Here is an 18,661-nt window from a genome sequence, read left to right as displayed (position 1 = left end):
CCTCTCAGGCGCTGACGCGCCAGCTCCCCCAAAGGGGGAGCCTTTGGCAAAAACGGATGGTTTTCCGCACTGCCAAAGCCTCTCCCTTTGGGAGAGGTGGCTTTGCGAAGCAAAGACGGAGAGGGCGAGGATGCTTACCGGTCTTGCTTCCGCAAAAATTCTTCCACCTGTTCCGGCTCTGCGGCGCAGCTTCCCTGACAGATGCCGGGTTTGCCGCCGCCGCGGCCATTGAGGGCGGCGTTCAGGGCTTTGGTCAGGGCACGGACATCACCGCCCGCCTGGGCGATACAGTAGCCGGTGCCCTTTTCGTTGGGGGTCAGGGCCGCGCACAGGCCGGTGGTGGCTTCGCTCAGGCGGCTAGCCAGCCGGTGCAGGCCGTCCGGGTCCAGCCCCGGCACGATGCGGATGGCATCCGCACCGGGTGTTACCTGCGCGGCCAGCGCGTCAAAGAGCTGGCTGCACAGCCCGAAGTGGGTGAATTTCAGGGCGGTGTACTCGTCATACACCCGGTGCACGGCGTTGGCCGTCTCGCTGGCCTTGGCGCTGAGCAGGGCACCGATCTCTGCCTGCCGCGCCCGCATGGCCTGCGCGGCTTCCAGCGCGCGCCCGCCGCAGACGATGCTCAGGCGCACGCCGCCCTTATAGTTTTCGGCGGCCAGGATCTTGATCTGGCCCACCGCGCCGGTAAAGGCGGTGTGGGTGCCGCAGCAGGCACAGACATCCGCCCCGGGGATGGTCACGATCCGCACCTGCCCCTCGATCTCCTTTTTGGAGCGGTAGGTCAGGGCGGCCAGCTCCTCCCGGGTGGGGTAGGTGATGTTCACCGGCACATTCTCCCAGATGATGCGGTTGGCGGCAGTCTCGGCCGCTTTCAGCCCCTCGGCGGAGATGGGGATGTCCGTGTCCATCCGCACGGCATCGGAGCCGATGTGGAAGCCCACGTTCTCGGCCCCGAACATGCTGTGCAGGATGCCGGAGAGGATGTGCTCGCCGGTGTGCTGCTGCATCTTGTCAAAGCGCCATGCCCAGTCGATGGCCTGTGCCGCTTCGGCCCCGGGCACCGCCCCGGCGGGCAGGGAAGTGACCATGTGCCAGATGACACCTGCCTGCTCGTGGACATCGGTGACGGTCAGCACTGTGCCGTCGGCAAGGGTCAGGGTGCCCCGGTCGGCAGGCTGGCCGCCGCCCTCGGGGTAAAACACCGTGCCGTCCAGCGCGATGCGCCCGCCGCCGGTCCGGCTGTCCGGCTCTGCGGCTAAAATATGCCCCACCGCCTCCCGGCGGTAGGCATCGTGTTCATAGTATTTTTCAGTTGGCTGCATAAGCACCTCCTAATATAAAAACAAGTATACCACGTTTTTTGCCTGTGGAAAATAGTCTGCAGTTATGTTATGATAGAAAACAGACAAGCCCCAGCAAAAAGTTTGAGACGAGGAAGGATTTACAATGCGTGAAAGTGGTATTCTGATGCCGGTGTCCAGCCTGCCCGGCCCCTACGGGATCGGCTGCTTTGGCAAAAAGGCAGAAAAATTTGTGGATTTCCTTGCGGCGGCAGGCCAGAAGATCTGGCAGATCCTGCCCCTGAGCCCCACGGGCTATGGGGACAGCCCCTACCAGAGCTGCTCTGCCTTTGCGGGCAACCCTTATTTCATTGATCTGGATGCTCTGAAAGCCGAGGGGCTGCTGACAGCCGCCCAGCTCAAGGCCGAGCCTTGGGGCAAGGACCCGCTGAACGTGGATTACGGCACCCTGTACACCAGCCGCTACAAGATCCTGCGTGCCGCCTACGCCGCCTGGTGCAGGCAGTGTGCAGGCCGGCACGGCTGTGCCCACTACTATCCGGATGCGTACTATGCCTTCACGCTGGAAAACGAGGGCTGGCTGGAGGATTATGCCCTCTACATGGCCCTCAAGACCGCCAACGGCATGAAGAGCTGGACCGAGTGGCCCCGGGAGTACCGCAAGCGGGAGCCGCAGGCGCTGGAAGCTTTTAAGGCAGAGAACGAGGAAGAGATCGGCTTCTGGAAGTTTCTGCAGTACGAGTTCAGCATCCAGTGGAAGAAGCTGAAAGCCTACGCCAATGCTAACAACGTGCAGATCCTGGGCGATATCCCCATCTATGTCTCGGCAGATTCCGTGGATGCCTGGGTGGGCGGCCCGCTGTTTGAGCTGGATGCAGACGGCGGCTTTGCCCGGGTGGCAGGCTGCCCGCCGGATTACTTCTCGGCAGACGGCCAGCTCTGGGGCAACCCGCTGTACAACTGGCCCTACCATAAGCAGACCGGATATGCCTGGTGGATCCAGCGTGTCCGCCATGCGCTGGGCATCTATGACCTGCTCCGCATCGACCACTTCCGCGGGTTTGATACTTACTGGGCCATCCCGGCAGACAGCACTACCGCCAAGACCGGCAAGTGGGAGACCGGCCCCCGGATGGAGCTGTTCAACGCGCTGGAAGGTGCGCTGGGCAAGCTGCCCATCATCGCCGAGGATCTGGGTGAGCTCTTCCCCAGTGTGCGGGAGCTTCTGGCAGACAGCACCTTCCCGGGCATGAAGGTGCTGCAGTTCGCGTTCGGCGGCGGGGACAGCGAGTACCTGCCCCACAACCACGTCAAGAACAGCGTGGTCTACCCCGGCACCCATGACAACACGACGCTGACCGCCTGGTGGGACGAGAGCGCATCGGCCAAGGAGAAGGCTGTGGCCGCCGCCTACCTGCATCTGACCGGCTGTCAGCCCACCGCAAAGGAGGTGGCCGCTGTCAGAACAGAGGCGGCCCGCACCGCGCTGCTCCGGGCTGCGCTGGGCTCTGTGGCCGATCGTGCCATCATCCCCATGGCCGACTGGCTGGGCCTGGGCGAGGAAGCCCACCTGAACAGCCCCGGCAAGCTGGGCGGAAACTGGAGCTGGCGCGCCGCCGATGGGTTCGACACTGCCGCGCTGGCCAAGCGCATTCTGGCGGAGTGCGCCGTGTACTGCCGTACATAACCGGGCCGGAAATCCGGAGTGTGTTTAGCAATTTGACGAAAATGTAAAAAAATACGTTAAAGTTTGTGCGTTTTGCTGGAAACGCCCGGCACGAGATGGTATAATTCCGGTAATGGGGGCTGCACTTTCAGCGGCCGTGTGGCAAAGCTGTGCCGGAGGGGAGAGAGTCCGGCACCGGATAATGGGGAAAAACGCATGAAAAAAGAATGGACGGAACAGGATCTGCGCGCCTTTGCAGAAAACGCACAGACCGCCTTTGAAGACGTGACCCTGACGGAAGCCGATGAGGAGGCCGCGGACACCTGGCAGGACGATGGCCTGCAGGTGGATTATGTCCTGCGCAATGGGCAGGTGGACTGCGTGCTGCGCCGCCTGATCGAGGCGGACGGCAAGCTCTGGCAGCTGCAGATGACGGCTCCGCTGGCGGGCAGCGACCTGCCGGAGGATCGGATGACCGCGCGGGAGCGGGAGCTCTGCCGGGACGATATGAATCACGATTTCCTGACCGGCGTGTTCAACCGCCGCTATTTTGAAACGGAGTTCTGCACCCGGCTGGATGAGTGGACGGATGCTCACCGCTGTGCTTCGCTGGCGCTGGTGGCGCTGGACGATGAGGACGGGATGCGCACCCGGCAGGGCGATGCCGTGATGAACCAGCTGGTCTGTTTTGTGGCCAACCAGTGGAAAAAGTACTACGACCGCCCTGCAGAGCGGGTGGTCTGCCGCCTGACGGACACGCTGTTCGCCATCGGCTGCGCGGATAAGAACTGCGCAGAGCTGGCCGAGGAGCTGAACGGCATCTATGCCGAGATGCCCCGCGCGTGTGTGGCATCGGTGGGCCTGATGCGCCGGGTGCCCTTTACCCAGTCCATCGGCTGCGCCTGCACCGGCGAGGTGCGGGGCAAAAACTGGGACGCACTGTATCAGCTGTGTGAGCAGCGCCTGAAGGCGGCCCAGGCCGCCGGCGGCGACCAGATCTGCAGCAAATAAACCGAATGCATAAAATCCCCCTTTGCGGTACAAGCTAGTGCCACAAAGGGGGATTTTTGTATGGAAAATCAGAAAAATGATAACCTGAATCTGCTGGAAGCGGTGGTGCAGAACACGGAGATGGGCAAGAACACGCTGGAACAGATCGTGCCCATGACCGAGGACCCTGCCTTCCGGGCCGAGCTCCTGCGGGAGCGGAACCTCTACCGGGAACTGAATCAGGAGGCCCACACCGCCATCGAGGCCTGCGGCGGCACGGCTCAGGGCCAGAGCATCATGGCAAAGCTCAACACCAAAATGGGCATCGGGATGAAAACGCTCACCGACAGATCTACCCGCAATCTGGCCGAAATGCTCAGCGAGGGAAGCAGTCAGGGCGTGATGGACTGCATCAAGAGCCAGAAGGATTATCCCGATGCGGCCCCCGGCTCCAAGCGCCTGATGCAGAAACTGCAGGATCTGGAGGAAGAGAACCGGCTGAAACTGGAGCAGTTTCTGTAAAGGCCGCTCCGGCTGCTCAGAGTGCTTCTACCATGGCTGCCACGATCCTGGTGGCGGTAGCCACGTACTCGGCGATGCTGAACTTCTTCACCACCAGCACCTCGTGGCCGTCCTCGTCGGCATTGTCGCTCATGGCGCGCAGGATGACGCAGGGCACATCGTTCTTGGCGGCGATCTGGCTCACGGCGGCACCCTCCATCTCAACGCAGTCGGGGGCGCACTTGGCTTCGATGGCGGCCTTGGTCTCGCTGTCGCCCACGAACAGGTCGCCGGTGGCGATCTTGCCGGTCAGGGCCTTGACCCCGGCCTCGGCGCAGGCTTTTTCAGCGGTGGCGATGAGGGCCGGATCACCGGCGTACTCCTTCAGGTAGGGCGGGTTCTGGCAGATCATGTCCAGCTGGGCATCGTGGTAGAGCACCGTCTTGCCAATGACCACATCACCAATGCCGATCTTGCTGGTCATATTGCCTGCAATGCCGGAGAAGATGATCTTCTCGGCACCGTATCGGGTGATGAGCACCTGAGTGGTGGCGGCGGCATTGGCCTTGCCCATGCCTGCACAGCAGACCACGACCTGCTTGCCTGCCAGCGTGCCCCTGTGGTACTCCACGCCGCCGTAGGGTTCCACGGTGACATTTTCCAGTTTTGCACACAGCTGATCGACTTCATCGGGCATTGCGCCCATAATTCCGATAATCATATAGATGTCCTTTCTCCTGGGCAAAAGTGTCTCCCACGCGCCGCGCGGGAGACACTTTTATCATACATCAGACGTTGAACAGGAACTCGATCACGTCGCCGTCCTTCACGACGTACTCCTTGCCCTCGGTGCGCTGCAGGCCCTTGGCCTTGACAGCGGCATAATCGAAGTTGTTGGCTTCCAGGTCGCCATAGCCGATGACGCTGGCACGGATGAAGCCGCGCTCGAAATCGCTGTGGATCTTACCGGCGGCCTGAGGTGCCTTGGTGCCCTTGCGGATGGTCCAGGCGCGGCACTCCTTTTTGCCGTCGGTCAGGAAGGAGATGAGACCCAGCAGGTCGTAGCTGGCAGTGATCAGGTTGTCCAGGCCGCTGGCCTCGATGCCCATCTCGGCCAGGAAAGCCTTCTTCTCCTCGGGGGAGTAGTCGGCAATGTCCTCTTCGGTCTTGGCGCAGATGGGAATGTAGCGGGCCCCCTCCTCGGCGGCGCGGGCGGCCACCAGCGGGACATAGCGGTTGTTCTCAATGCCCTCCATCAGGTCGTCCTCGCCCACGTTGCAGGCGTAGAGCACGGGCTTGGAGCTCAGCAGGCCCATCTCGTGCAGCACGGCCTGCTGCTCGGCATCCCCCTCGTCAAAGTCAAAGCTGCGGGCGGGCTTGCCTGCGCTCAGGTGGTCGGCCAGCTTCTGCAGCCAGGCGGCTTCAGCGGCAGCACCCTTGTTGTTTCCGCTCTTGGCAGCCTTGGCCATCCGGCCCGCGCGGTTCTGAACGACCTCGAGGTCAGAGAGGATCAGCTCGTAGTCAATGGCATCGATGTCGGCGATGGGGTCCACGGCCTCGGCCTTGGTTACGTCCTCCACCACATGGATGATGTTGTCGTCATCAAAGCAGCGCACCACATGCACGATGGCATCACACTCGCGGATGTGGCCCAGGAACTTGTTGCCCAGGCCGGCACCCTGGCTGGCACCCTTGACCAGACCGGCGATGTCTACAAACTCCACGATGGCAGGTGTCTTTTTGTTGGTCTGCCAGATCTCAGCCAGCTTGTCCAGCCGCTTGTCCGGCACGGCCACAATGCCGCTGTTGGGCTCAATGGTGCAGAAGGGGTAGTTGGCGGCTTCCGCGTTCTTGGTGGAAGTGATGGCGTTGAACAGAGTGGACTTGCCGACGTTCGGCAGACCGACGATACCTAACTTCATATAAAATACGCTCCTTACACGTTTTTTTGGCATAACGATACAACTATCATTATACGCGATGAAAACCCGGAGCGCAAGGGGATGGGCGCAAAACAACGGATTTACACGGCGGGAGTTCTATATTATACTGTTCTTAAAATACGAACCGATTTCCGGAAGGGAAGGCAGGAGGATGTTATGGAACGCAACGACCCGCGCTATCAGGCTTATGTGGAGATCCTGAAGGAGGAGCTGATCCCGGCGATGGGCTGCACCGAGCCCATCGCGCTGGCCTATGCGGCGGCAAAAGCCCGCGAGGTGCTGGGGGTGCTGCCGGACAGCGTGCAGCTGCAGGTGAGCGGCAGCATCATCAAGAACGTGAAAAGCGTCATCGTGCCCAACACCGGGCACCTGAAGGGCATGGAGGCGGCGGTGGCGGCAGGCATCATCGCCGGTTCCGCCGAGAAGGAGCTGGAGGTCATCTCGGAGGTCAGCGAGGAAAAGAAGTCTGCTATCCGGGACTATCTGCAGACGGTGCCCATCACCATCGAGCACACCGAGCAGGGGCATGTGTTTGACATCGTCGTCACCGAGCGCTGCGGGCAGGACTACGCCCGGGTGCGCATCGCGGACTACCACACCAACATCTGCCGCATTGAGAAGAACGGCACGGTGCTGTACGAGGTGCCCCTGCTGGACGAGACCGTGCAGGCGGATGCCCGCGCCGACCGCAGCCTGCTGAACATGCAGGATATCTGGGACTTTGCCGAGACCGCCGACCTGCGGGACGTGGCAGACCTGCTGGAACGGCAGATCCGCTACAACAACGCCATTGCAGAAGAGGGCCTGCTGGGCGACTACGGCGCCAACATCGGGCGGGTGCTGCTGACCACTTACGGCAACGATGTCTCCAACCGCGCAAAAGCCAAGGCCGCCGCCGGCTCCGATGCCCGCATGAACGGCTGCGAGCTGCCGGTCATCATCAACTCCGGCAGCGGCAATCAGGGCATCACCTGCTCGGTGCCCCTCATCGAGTACGCCAAGGAGCTGCACAGCGGCAAGGAAAAGCTCTACCGCGCCCTCATCATCTCCAATCTGGTGGCCATCCACGAAAAGACCGGCATCGGCACCCTGTCTGCCTACTGCGGCGCGGTCAGCGCGGGTGCGGGTGCAGGCGCAGGCATCGTGTACCTGTGCGGCGACGGCTATCAGGCTGCCATCCACACGGTGGTCAACGCCCTTGCCATCGTGTCCGGCATCGTGTGCGACGGAGCCAAGGCTTCCTGCGCCGCAAAGATCGCATCTTCGGTGGATGCGGCGCTGCTGGGCTACAACATGTACAAGTGCAATCAGGAGTTCAAGGGCGGCGATGGCATCGTGATGAAGGACATCGAGACCACCATCAAGGGCATCGGACGTCTGGGCAAGGACGGGATGCGGCAGACCAATGAGGAGATCATCCGGCTGATGATGAGCTGAGCGGCGGAGCCTGCGTCCCAAAAATCATACAAAACCTTCTTTATTTTGTCATAACTCTTCCGTATAATAAGAAGTGGATACTTTGTCACAAGGCCCGAAAGGGCCGGAACATACAGAATTGGGGAGGAAACCACTATGGCAAACGAAAAGATCCTCGTCGTGGACGACGATACCAACATCTGCGAGCTGCTGCGGCTTTATCTGACCAAGGAGGGCTATCAGGTCACCACCGCGAACGACGGCGAAGAAGGTCTGGACAAGTTCAATCAGGTCAAGCCCGATATGGTGCTGCTGGATGTGATGATGCCCAAGATGGACGGTCTGGAGGTCTGCCGCCGCATCCGCAAGCTGGGCAACACCCCGGTGATGATGCTGACCGCCAAAGGCGAGACCTTTGACAAGGTGCTGGGCCTGGAGCTGGGCGCGGACGATTACATGGTCAAGCCCTTTGACACCAAGGAGGTCGTGGCCCGCATCAAGGCGGTGCTGCGCCGCTGCACCACCACCACCGCCCAGACTGAGAGCACTGAGGGCGTGATCGAGTTCGACAACCTGCGGCTGGACATGAACAGCTACGAGCTGCGGGTCAAGGGCAAGGTGGTGGAAGCTCCCCCCAAGGAGCTGGAGCTGCTGAACTGCCTGGCCTCCCACCCCAACCGTGTTTACACCCGCGACCAGCTGCTGGACGAGGTGTGGGGTTTTGAGTACTACGGCGACAGCCGCACCATCGATGTCCATGTCAAGCGCCTGCGCGAAAAGCTGGCGGGCGCTTCCGATAAGTGGGAGCTCAAGACCGTCTGGGGCGTGGGCTATAAGTTCGAGGTGCGTCAGTAATGCGCAAAAGTATTTCGGTTACCTTCTTTTCGATGGTGGCCACCCTGCTGGTGCTGGGCACGGCGGTGCTGGGGTGCTCCGAGTGGCTGCTGTTCAGCCGTTATTTTGCCCAGGAGCGGTACGACACGCTGGACAGCGTGGCGGATGTGACCCAGCGCGCGGCGGATTATATCGTGCAGCAGGCGGCTCTGCCCAAGGGGGCCGAGCTGGATGCCCTGAACACCAAGCTGGAGATCATCGGCGAGAGCGCCGAGGCCTACCTGTTTTTTACCGATGAAGAGGGCAGGGTCCTCATTGCCTCCAACCCCGAGATGGTGGGAACAGATGTTGTGGGGCCGGAGCTTATGAAAAAAGTTGCCGGGGATCAGCCCTACCACACCCTGAGCACGCTGGACGGTGTGCTGACGGAGAAGAGCTATGTCTCGGTGCGGCACATGCAGGATGCCCAGGGCAACAACAGCGGCTATCTCTTCCTCTGCTCCTCCGGTGCGCGGCTGACCGACTTCAAGGAGGAGTTCTGGTCGAACTTCTTCTTCTCGGCCTGCATCATGCTGCTCTGCGCCAGCGTGCTGACCTCCTTCCTGATGCGGAAGCTGACAGACCCGCTCCAGAAGATCACCGATGCCGCCCAGCGGTTTGGCGGCGGGGACTTCTCTGTCCGTGTTGAGGGCGTGGAAGGTGAGGGCGAAGTGGTGGATCTGGCCCGCACCTTCAACCAGATGGCGGAGAACATCCAGTCCAACGACAATTCCCGCGGCCAGTTCATGGGCAACATCGCCCACGAGCTGCGCACCCCCATGACCACCATCAAGGGCTTTGTGGACGGCATTCTGGACGGCACCATCCCGCCCGATATGCAGAACCACTACCTGCAGCTGGTCAGCGAGGAGACCGGCCGCCTGGCCCGGCTCATCCAGAACATGCTCGATCTCTCCAAGCTGGAAAGCGGCGAGTATCAGGTGAACGCCCGTATGTTCAACATCTGGGAGACGCTCACCGGTGTGGCCCTTTCGGCGGAGCAGCGCATCAATGACGGCATGATCGATCTGGAAGGCCTGACCATGGATGAAAAGGTGCTGGTCTACGCGGACCCCGACCTCATCCATCAGGTGGCTTATAACATTCTGGACAATGCCATCAAGTTTACCCCGGCGGGCGGCACCATCAAGTTCCATGTGGAGAAGCTGGGCCCCGAGGTGGAGATCTCGATCTGGAATTCCGGTCAGGGCATCAGCCCCGAGGCGCTGCCCTATGTGTTCCAGCGCTTCTACAAAGAGGACAGGTCCCGCGGACTGCACGCCCGGGGGGCCGGTCTTGGCCTGAATATCTGCAAGGTGCTGGTCAACCTTTCCGGAGGCCAGATCCGTGTGGAGAGCCAGCAGGGCGAGTGGTGTCAGTTCGTGTTCACCCTGCCCGCCACGCCCCCCAACCCCAGCGGCATGAAGCGCCTGCCGGACGAATCCGGTCAGCCTGTGCCGGTGGAGGACCCCGCCAGCATGAAGCCTGTCAACTGAATCCGCGGCCAGACTGTCCCCCTGAAACGGGCGGGGCGGTCTGGTCGTTTTTGGTTTTGGAATGGATTTTGGATGGATACAGGGGAAGGTTTGAGACTTTTCCGTGAAAAACACGGCTCCGGGTTTGATTTTTTGCGTGTTTTCATGTAAACTAAGAGTAACCATGCCCGCCCTGCATTCCGGCCCCAAAACAGGTGCTCCGGCAGAACGGATGGTGTAATCTTTCTGAAAAATAACGGAGAGTATAAAACACAATGACGATCATTAGTCCTTCGATCCTTTCGGCTGATTTCAATCAGCTTGGCGCAGACTGCCGCATGGTGCTGGATGCCGGTGCGCAGATGCTGCATTATGACGTGATGGACGGCCACTTTGTGCCCAACATCAGCTTTGGCGTGCCGGTACTGAAAAGCCTGCACAAGGGGATGCCCGCAGCATTCTACGATGTCCACCTGATGATTAGCCACCCGCTGCAGTATGCAGAGCCTTTCATCAAGGCGGGTGCCAGCCTGTACAACTTCCACCTCGAGTGCGAGGACGACATCCAGCAGACCATCGATGCAGTCAAGGCACTGGGCTGCAAGGTGGGCCTGACCATCAAGCCCGGTACGGATCCGGAGGCGCTGGCCCCGTATCTCGACCAGCTGGATCTGGTGCTGGTGATGAGCGTGGAGCCCGGCTTCGGCGGGCAGAAGTTCATGCCCTCGGCGCTGGAAAAGCTGCGCTGGCTCAAGGAAGAGCGGGCAAAGCGGAGCGCCCGCTACCTGCTGGAAGTGGATGGCGGCGTGGACGACACCACCGCCCCCCTGTGTGTGGAGGCGGGTGCCGATATTCTGGTGGCGGGCAGTGCCGTGTTCGGCGCAGCCGACCCGGCTGCGGCAGTGCGCCGTCTGGCCGCCCTGTGAGAGGTGCCTTACCATGGATGAACGTTTGATCCAGCAGCAGGAGCAGGAGCTTGCAAAGACGGGGCGGTACTATCTGCACGTCTGCTTTATGACCATCCCGCTGCTCTGCATGGCCTGCTTCCTGTACGGTCTGCGGCCCCTGCTGCTCTGCGGCGCGGCGCTGCTCACCGGCAATCTGTGTGACCGCCTGGTCTCCCTGCTGCGCCGCCGCGTGTATCGGGCCGGGGATTTCTCCAACGAGAGCTTTGCCCTCATCATCGCCCTGCTCATGCCCGCCACGGTGGACTGGTATGTGGTCATTATGGCGGTGCTGGCCGGTGTCCTCATCGGCAAGGAGGTGTTTGGCGGCTACGGCAGCTATCCCTTCAACCCCGCTGCTGTGGGCTACGCCGTGGCGGCGGTGTCCTGGCCGGAGCAGGTGTTCCGCTACCCCCAGCCCTATATCAACATCCCCCTGTGGGATGCCACCGGCGTGCCGGTGTCCAGCACCATCTCGGATACCCTGCGCAGCGGCGGCAGCCTGAACATCGGCGCAATTTCGCTGGGGCTGGGCGAGTACGCCGCCCCCATGGGCACCGGTGCTGCCCTCATCCTTCTGGCCTGTGGGCTTTTCCTCTGGCTGCAAAAGGATGTCCGTCTGAGCGCTTCTGTCAGCTTTGTGGTCACCTGTGCCCTCATCGCCTTCCTCTTCCCCCGTCAGGTGGGGGTAAACGGCGTGGACATCGCCCTGCGCCTGCAGTGTGTGCGGGATGAGCTGCTGACCGGTGCCATGCTGTTCAGCGCGGTGTTCCTGCTCAACGAGCCCTACACCTGCGCCCATCACCATCTGGGCCGCATCCTGTACGGTGTGCTGGTGGGTGCGATCACCATGGGCTTCCGGTATTACGGCGTGTACGAGACGGGCGTCTGCTTTGCTCTGCTCACGGTCAACAGCATTTCCGGCTGGATGGACCGCACCGAGAGCCGCCTGTACCAGCTGATGCACCGCCCTGCGGCCGGAAAGGAGGGCGCTGAATGAAACGCTCCATTGCAGAACTGATCACCCGTGATCCTGAAAAGTTCGCCCACCATGACCGGGTATTCAAAAACAACCCCGTTGTCATGCAGGGCATGGGTCTGGCTCCGCTGGTGGTGCTTGCCACCACAGGCAAAAATGCTTTGATGCTGGCCGTGGCTGTGGCCCTGCTGCTCACGCCTTCCCGGATGCTGGCCTGCCTGGTCAGCCGCCTGTTCCCCCTGCGGGACGAGCAGCCCGCCCCGGAAGAGCTGGAGAAAAAGCTGCTGCCCCGGGCGCTGGTGTACAGCGGCAGTGCGGCGGTGGTCTACCTCGCCGCTTATCCCATCCTGAACGCCGTGTTCGGCACCGACCTGCTGATGCTGGGCATCTACCTGCCTATGCTGGTGGTGGAGCCCCTGCTGACCTACCGCTTTGGCCGCGTACAGGAATCTATGCACAAGGCTGTCTCCAAGGGTCTGCGCATCACGGTGGGCTACGCGCTCATCCTGTTCATCGTGGGCTGCCTGCGGGAGTGGCTGGCGCTGGGCAGTGTGTTCGGGATCCAGCTCAGCCGCTCTGTCCTGCCCATGGCATCCATGCCGGCAGGCGGCTTCATCGTGCTGGGCGTGGTGTGTGCCGTCTGGCGCGCGCTGGCCCGCAAACACAAGGAATACCTGAAAACTGAGGCGCGCGGCACTCTGGCTGCGCACCCCCGGAAGGAGGTGCAGGATCAGTGAGTGCTGTGATGAATACCATCGGTGTGGCCTTTGCCTACGCCGTGCTGGCCCTGTTTGCCCAGAACGCCATCTTTACCCGTGGTCTGGGCGTGTCGCGCCTGATCCAGCTGGTGGGTGACGAGCGCACCAGCAGCTGGTGGTTTGCCCTGCTGCTCTGTGTTACCCAGACGCTGGTGGCTCCGCTGGCGTATTTTGCGAGCAGCCAGATCGTGGATCTGCCCTACCGTGCCCCGCTCCGCCCGCTGCTCTACCTGGCCTGTGTGGCGGTGGTCTGCATCTTTGAGCACGCCATCCTGCGGGCGGTCAAAGGCCCCCGCAGCGGCCTGCTCATCCGAATCCTGCCCATTGCCGCCGTGAACAGCGGCGTGCTGGGCACCGCGCTGGTGGAGCGCACCCAGAGCTTTACGCTGGCGCAGTCCATCGGCTTTGGCCTGGGCAGCGGCCTGGGCTACCTGCTGGCTGTGATGCTGGTGACCGAGGCGGGCAACCGCCTGCGCAGCAAGGCCATCCCCGAAGCATTCCGCGGCCTGCCCATCACCCTGATCTATATCGGGGTGCTGGCGCTGGCCATCTACGGCTTTACCGGCCATTCCGTGATCCTGTAAGTTGACCCCAAGGAGGGTGGTTGATTATGGCAAGATATCCCAAACGCCAGAAGGTCAAGCGCTACCGGCGCAGCTTTTACACCCGTGAGATGCGGCTGAAAAAGGGCATCGGCATTGCGGTGCTGGTGGTGGCTGTGCTGGCAGCGGCCTGGGTGGCCGCGCCCCATGTGCTGGACTGGGCCACCCACACCTGGTATACCGTGGTGCGGGATCGTGACCTTTCCGCATCCAGTGCTGCCAGCGAGAGTGCATCCTCCGGGGCACAGAGCACCGCTGCCAGCGAACCGGCAGCTTCCTCGGTGCCGGAAAAGGAGCCGGAGCCGGCGGTCAAGGGCACTGATATTGTGACGGGCCTGTGGGCAGAGGTGGATGTGACCACCCTGACCGACGAGGCCGCCATCCGCTCCGCCGCCCGGCAGCTCAAGGCGCAGGGCATGACCTATGCCATCCTGACCCTGAAGGATACCGCCGGGCAGGTGTATTACGCCTCCCAGACGGCGGTGGGTGCCGCCAATGCAGCCCCCACGCAGGTCGAGCTGACGAGTGTGGCATCCATCTTCAAGGAAGAGGGGCTGGTGCCGGTGGCCGCGCTGAATGCCTTCCGTGACCCTGCCGGTGCCCGGGCCGACCGTGCTCTGGCCATCCGGTATCAGGGGCAGGAGTACCTCTGGCTGGACAACAAGGCTTCCGCCGGAGGCAACCCCTGGCTGAACCCCTACGCCGCGGAGACCGTGCAGTATATCGGTGATCTGATCGCCGAGGTGCACGCCGCCGGGTTTGATCAGGTGCTGCTGGAAAATGTCCAGTTCCCCTCGTCCACCAGCGCCAAGCAGGACTATGGCAACACCAACGGTGTGGACCGTGCCGGGCAGCTGACTGCGGATATCGCCGCCTGGCAGGCCCGCTTCGGAGATACGGTGACGCTTTGGTATGGTTATTCGCTGGCCGAGGTGACCGGCTCCTCCAGCCAGCTGGGAGCCCCTGCGGCCCAGCTGGGCGTGAAGAACCTGCTGGTGAAGGTCCCGTCCTCCTCTACGCTGGATGCAGCGGCCCGGGAGGAGATGACCCTCTCCCTGACCGAGGCAGGTGTGGAGCATCTGGTCATCCGGGACGATGCCGCCAGCTATTTTGAGTGATCCCTGCGTTTTTGTGAGAGGGAGGAAAGTATTATGAACAAAATACCCTGTTTTTCCCCGGCGCACATCCTGCTGCCGTCGGAACAGATCCCGGTGGGGCAGTGGGGCTGTGTGGCCTGCGATCAGTTCACCAGTGACCGCTCCTATTGGGAAAAGGCTGCGCAGGCCGCCGCAGGCGGCCCCAGCACACTGGACCTGATCCTGCCGGAGGTCTATCTGGAAGAGGATGACGTGGATGCAAGGATCAGTGCCATCCATGCGGCCATGGACGATTATACCCGGAACGTGCTGACCCGCGCGGTGGACGGCTTCATTTATGTGGAGCGCACTGAGCAGAGCGGCCGGGTGCGGCAGGGCCTTGTGGGCAGGATCGACCTGGAGGCATACAGCTATGCCGAGGGCGCGGTGCCTGCCATCCGTCCCAGTGAGCACACAGTGGAAAGCCGCATCCCGCCCCGCATGGCGGTGCGCCGGGGGGCAAGGCTGGAAACGCCTCATATTATGATGCTGGCCGATGACCCCGGCTGCACCCTCATCGAGCCCATCGGCGAGAAGAAGGAGCAGCTGCGCAAGGTCTACGAGGGCGACCTGATGCTGAACGGCGGCCACATTGCCGGCTGGGCAGTGGAAGATCCCGCCCTGCTGGCCCAGATCGACAGCGCCCTGAACGCTCTGGGCAGCCAGGAAGCCTTTGATGCCCGGTACCCCCAGGCAAAGGGCGGCGCACCCCTGACGCTGGCCGTGGGCGACGGCAACCATTCGCTGGCTTCCGCCAAGGCCTGCTGGGAGGAGCTGAAAAAGACCCTGACCCCGGAGCAGCAGCTGACCCACCCGGCCCGCTGGTGCCTGGCTGAGGTCTGCAATGTCCACTCTCCGGCCATTGAGATCGAGCCCATCCACCGTGTCCTTTTCAATGTGGACTGCGGTGCCGTGCTGCTGGCCCTCATCGCGTGGAGCGATTCCCACGCGGCAGGCATCTGCTTCGGCGATGCAAAACAGCAGTCCTTTACGCTGGCAGGCCCCCATGTGGCCAATGTGCTCAGCTTTGAACATCCCGTTGCCCCGCTGACTGTGGGCACCATTGACGCATTCATTGAGTATTTCATGGCCCGCCACATCGAGGCCCGGGTGGATTATGTCCACGATGAGCCCGCTGTCCGCGCCCTGTGCAGGCAGGGAGGTGTGGCTTTCCTGATGCCGCCCTTTGAGAAGAGCGACCTGTTCAAGGGCATCGTTATGGGCGGTGTGCTGCCCCGCAAGACCTTCAGCATGGGGCACGCAGAGGAAAAGCGCTATTATATGGAATGCAGAAACATTTTAGGTGAAGAATGACATTTAACGAACTGAATCTTTCCGCGCCTGTGCTGCGTGCTGTGGCACAGGCGGGCTATGAATCCCCCTCGCCCATTCAGGCGGCGGCCATTCCGCCGGTGCTGGCCGGGAGGGACTTGATGGGCTGCGCCCAGACGGGTACCGGCAAGACGGCTGCCTTTGCGCTGCCCATGCTCGACCGCCTGACTGCCAGCGCGCCCCGCAAAAAGGGTGCCATCCGCGCCCTGATCCTGACTCCTACCCGGGAGCTGGCTTTGCAGATCGGCGAGAGCTTTGAAGCCTACGGCAAGTATCTGACCCTGCGCAGCACCGTCATCTTTGGCGGTGTGGGTCAGGCTCCGCAGGTCGCGGCCCTGAAAAAGGGCGTGGACATCCTCATTGCCTGCCCGGGCCGTTTGAACGACCTGGTGGGGCAGGGGCTGCTGGACCTCTCCAACATTGAGATCTTTGTTCTGGACGAAGCCGACCGGATGCTGGATATGGGCTTTGTCCACGACGTGAAAAAGGTGATCGCCAAGCTGCCCAGGCAGCGCCAGAACCTGATGTTCAGCGCCACCATGCCCAAGGAGATCGAGCAGCTGGCTGCAGGCATCCTGCATGACCCGGCCTTTGTCAAGGTGGACCCGGTGTCCAGCACGGTGGACCGCATCCAGCAGAGCCTGTATTTTGTGGAGAAGGGCAACAAGAAGTTTTTGCTGCCCTGGCTCATCAAAAACCTGAAGCCTGAGGTGGTGAACGCGCTGGTGTTCAGCCGCACCAAGCACGGGGCCGATAAGATCGCAAAAGACCTGAACAAGCAGGGCATCCCCGCTGCCGCTATCCACGGCAACAAGAGCCAGACCGCCCGCGTGACGGCGCTGGAGGACTTCAAGGCGGGCAAGACCCGGGTGCTGGTGGCGACCGATATCGCCGCCCGCGGCATTGACATCAGCGAGCTGTCCCATGTGTTCAACTACGACCTGCCCGAGGTGCCCGAGACCTACGTCCACCGCATTGGCCGCACGGCCCGTGCCGGTGCCGACGGCACTGCCGTCAGCTTCTGCGCCCCGGAGGAAAAGGAATATCTGGCCGGGATCGAAAAGCTGAACCGCCGCCAGATCCCGGTCGTCTCCGGCCATCCCTGGGACGGCGCGCCTGCCCCTGTCAAGGCTGCGCCCCCGGTGCGGGGCAAAAAGCCCAAGGCGGAAGCAGAGCAGCCCGTGAAGGCAGAGAAGCCCGCCAAAGCAGAAAAGGCAGCCAAGGCCGAAAAGCCCGCTGCCCCCAAGAAGGAAAAAGCGGCTGCAAAACAGCTCAGCCCCAAGAATACCGAACCGAAAGAAGGAACATCCATGGAGGAAAACCAGAAGCGCACTTCCGGCGGCCGCAGTGAGAACCGCCGCTCCAATAACAGCCGCACCCGCCGCGAGGGCAATGCCCCGCAGCCGGCCAACCGCGGCAGCAACGCCCAGCCCAAATTCGACCCCCACTTTGTGAGCGCCCCGGAGGCTACCCCCCTGCGCCCGGTCAAAAAGGCTCCGGCTGCGCAGCCTGCCGCAAAGCAGACTGCTCCGGCCCAGAATGGCCAGCGTCAGCGCGGCGGTCAGCCTGCCCGTGCCGAGCAGCACACCGACCGCAATGATCCGCGCACCGAGCAGCGGGCAGAACGGAACAGCCGCAATGCCCGCCCGGCCCAGAACAGCCAGAGCCAGCAGGGCAGCCGCAATAACCGCAATGCAGTGCAGAGCAGCCGCCCGGTCCGCCCCGCCAAGAGCGAGGCACCCCGCAGCCGCGTCCGGAACGCCGCCCCTGCACGGGACGAGGACCCGGGCCTGATGCTGATCAGCCGCCGCCCGCCCCAGCAGAAGTTCACCAACTTTGAAGAGTATATGACCGCCCACGGCGGTGCCACCGCACCCATTGAGGATCACACCGATGAAACCTGAGCCGTTTGCCCCCTGGCAGTGCCCGCTCTGCGGCGAACCCCTGACCGGGGACACTGCCCTGAAATGCGGCAGGAACCACAGCTTTGACCGGGCGAAAGAGGGGTACTGGCACTTGCTGCCGGTGCAGAGCATGCGCACCAAGGCCCCGGGCGACAGCAAAGAGATGGTCGCCGCCCGCCGTGCCTTCCTGAACGCCGGGTATTACGGCATCTTCGGCAGGGCACTGGGGGAACTGTGCCTTGCATACGGCGCTTCCGCCGGGGCAGATGCACCGCTCCACCTGCTGGATGCGGGCTGCGGCGAGGGCTGGTACGACCGCTGCATTGCACAGGCCTTTGCGCAGGCGGGCCGGCCGGTGCAGCTGGCGGGTTTTGATATCGCAAAGCCTGCGGTGCGTCTGGCCGCAAAGGCACTGCCTGCCGCAAAATACGCGGTGGCATCCAGTTTTGCCCAGCCTGTCCGCACCGGATGGGCCGACCTGCTGCTCAACTGCTTCTCGCCCTTTGCACAGGAAGAGTTCCGGCGTGTGCTGCGCCCGGGCGGACGGATGATCTATGTTGTGCCCGGTGCAGAGCACCTCTACCAGATGAAGGCTGTCCTCTACGACACGCCCTATAAAAATCCGGTGCAGGAGGTGGCCTATGAGGGCTTCCGTCCCATCGGGGAGCGGGAAGTCTCGGGCAGCATCACGGTGCCTGCCGGGCAGCTGGAGGCGCTGTTCGCCATGACCCCCTATTACTGGAAAACGCCGCGGGATGGCGCGGCCCGCCTGGCCGCCCTGCCCGAGCTGACCACGGATATCGCGTTCCGCTTCCTTGTGTTTGAAAAAGAGTGATCGAAA

At 62.4% G+C, this 18,661-nt stretch carries 17 protein-coding genes; 14 read left to right on the top strand and 3 right to left on the bottom strand.

What is annotated here, in order from left to right:
- Positions 1-134 precede the first annotated feature (134 nt).
- Positions 135-1,322 (bottom strand): alanyl-tRNA editing protein, encoded by a 1,188-nt coding sequence (locus D3F01_RS06820; protein ID WP_242887266.1) that lies wholly within the window; start codon positions 1,320-1,322, stop codon positions 135-137.
- 124 nt (positions 1,323-1,446) lie between these two features.
- Between D3F01_RS06820 and malQ the strand changes: the two genes are divergently transcribed.
- The 3 genes from malQ (at position 1,447) to D3F01_RS06805 (ending at position 4,479) form a co-directional block, all read left to right on the top strand.
- Positions 1,447-2,988: a 4-alpha-glucanotransferase gene (gene malQ, locus D3F01_RS06815; protein ID WP_242887263.1), complete on the top strand. Its 1,542-nt coding sequence runs from the start codon at positions 1,447-1,449 to the stop codon at positions 2,986-2,988.
- A gap of 195 nt (positions 2,989-3,183) precedes the next feature.
- Positions 3,184-3,978, top strand: a complete 795-nt coding sequence (locus D3F01_RS06810) for a diguanylate cyclase (RefSeq protein ID WP_242887260.1) — start codon at positions 3,184-3,186, stop codon at positions 3,976-3,978.
- A gap of 60 nt (positions 3,979-4,038) precedes the next feature.
- Positions 4,039-4,479, top strand: a complete 441-nt coding sequence (locus D3F01_RS06805) for a hypothetical protein (RefSeq protein WP_005934706.1) — start codon at positions 4,039-4,041, stop codon at positions 4,477-4,479.
- Positions 4,480-4,495: 16 nt separating this feature from the next.
- Here the strand turns inward: D3F01_RS06805 and D3F01_RS06800 are convergent, their stop codons facing one another.
- Both D3F01_RS06800 and ychF read right to left on the bottom strand, forming a co-directional pair.
- Positions 4,496-5,179 (bottom strand): 5'-methylthioadenosine/adenosylhomocysteine nucleosidase, encoded by a 684-nt coding sequence (locus tag D3F01_RS06800; protein ID WP_242887242.1) that lies wholly within the window; start codon positions 5,177-5,179, stop codon positions 4,496-4,498.
- A 67-nt stretch (positions 5,180-5,246) separates the two neighbouring features.
- Positions 5,247-6,380 (bottom strand): redox-regulated ATPase YchF, encoded by a 1,134-nt coding sequence (ychF, locus tag D3F01_RS06795; protein ID WP_097771383.1) that lies wholly within the window; start codon positions 6,378-6,380, stop codon positions 5,247-5,249.
- 177 nt (positions 6,381-6,557) lie between these two features.
- On the opposite strand from ychF, the gene D3F01_RS06790 reads away from it, so the two are divergent.
- The 11 genes from D3F01_RS06790 to D3F01_RS06740 all read left to right on the top strand — a co-directional run bounded on the left by D3F01_RS06790 (position 6,558) and on the right by D3F01_RS06740 (position 18,655).
- On the top strand, positions 6,558-7,838 hold the full coding sequence (locus tag D3F01_RS06790) for an L-serine ammonia-lyase, iron-sulfur-dependent, subunit alpha (protein WP_097771382.1): 1,281 nt from the start codon (positions 6,558-6,560) through the stop codon (positions 7,836-7,838).
- Positions 7,839-7,973: 135 nt separating this feature from the next.
- Positions 7,974-8,672, top strand: a complete 699-nt coding sequence (locus D3F01_RS06785) for a response regulator transcription factor (RefSeq protein WP_005934701.1) — start codon at positions 7,974-7,976, stop codon at positions 8,670-8,672.
- A complete protein-coding gene (locus tag D3F01_RS06780; RefSeq protein ID WP_117477081.1) occupies positions 8,672-10,186 on the top strand; it encodes a HAMP domain-containing sensor histidine kinase in 1,515 nt (504 codons plus the stop codon). The genes D3F01_RS06785 and D3F01_RS06780 overlap by 1 nt, the downstream gene beginning before the upstream one ends.
- A gap of 254 nt (positions 10,187-10,440) precedes the next feature.
- Positions 10,441-11,091 (top strand): ribulose-phosphate 3-epimerase, encoded by a 651-nt coding sequence (rpe, locus tag D3F01_RS06775; RefSeq protein ID WP_097771380.1) that lies wholly within the window; start codon positions 10,441-10,443, stop codon positions 11,089-11,091.
- 13 nt (positions 11,092-11,104) lie between these two features.
- A complete protein-coding gene (locus D3F01_RS06770; RefSeq protein WP_242887239.1) occupies positions 11,105-12,109 on the top strand; it encodes an RnfABCDGE type electron transport complex subunit D in 1,005 nt (334 codons plus the stop codon).
- A complete protein-coding gene (locus D3F01_RS06765; RefSeq protein ID WP_097771378.1) occupies positions 12,106-12,825 on the top strand; it encodes an Rnf-Nqr domain containing protein in 720 nt (239 codons plus the stop codon). Before D3F01_RS06770 ends, D3F01_RS06765 begins: the two co-directional genes overlap by 4 nt.
- Positions 12,822-13,430 carry an Rnf-Nqr domain containing protein gene (locus D3F01_RS06760; RefSeq protein WP_242887236.1) on the top strand — a complete coding sequence of 203 codons (609 nt, stop codon included), beginning with the start codon at positions 12,822-12,824 and terminating at the stop codon, positions 13,428-13,430. Before D3F01_RS06765 ends, D3F01_RS06760 begins: the two co-directional genes overlap by 4 nt.
- Positions 13,431-13,456: 26 nt before the next feature.
- Positions 13,457-14,566: a putative glycoside hydrolase gene (locus tag D3F01_RS06755; protein WP_242887233.1), complete on the top strand. Its 1,110-nt coding sequence runs from the start codon at positions 13,457-13,459 to the stop codon at positions 14,564-14,566.
- Positions 14,567-14,599: 33 nt separating this feature from the next.
- A complete protein-coding gene (locus D3F01_RS06750) occupies positions 14,600-15,898 on the top strand; it encodes a DUF1015 domain-containing protein (protein WP_242887230.1) in 1,299 nt (432 codons plus the stop codon).
- Positions 15,895-17,820 (top strand): DEAD/DEAH box helicase, encoded by a 1,926-nt coding sequence (locus D3F01_RS06745; RefSeq protein ID WP_242887227.1) that lies wholly within the window; start codon positions 15,895-15,897, stop codon positions 17,818-17,820. Before D3F01_RS06750 ends, D3F01_RS06745 begins: the two co-directional genes overlap by 4 nt.
- Positions 17,810-18,655, top strand: a complete 846-nt coding sequence (locus D3F01_RS06740) for a putative RNA methyltransferase (protein WP_154277110.1) — start codon at positions 17,810-17,812, stop codon at positions 18,653-18,655. Before D3F01_RS06745 ends, D3F01_RS06740 begins: the two co-directional genes overlap by 11 nt.
- Positions 18,656-18,661 lie beyond the last annotated feature (6 nt).

The organism is Faecalibacterium sp. BCRC 81149, from assembly GCF_022750605.1.
Lineage (GTDB): Bacteria > Bacillota > Clostridia > Oscillospirales > Ruminococcaceae > Faecalibacterium > Faecalibacterium duncaniae.
Note: the sequence above shows the minus strand (reverse complement) of the source record. Positions and strands in the feature narration are given on the sequence as shown.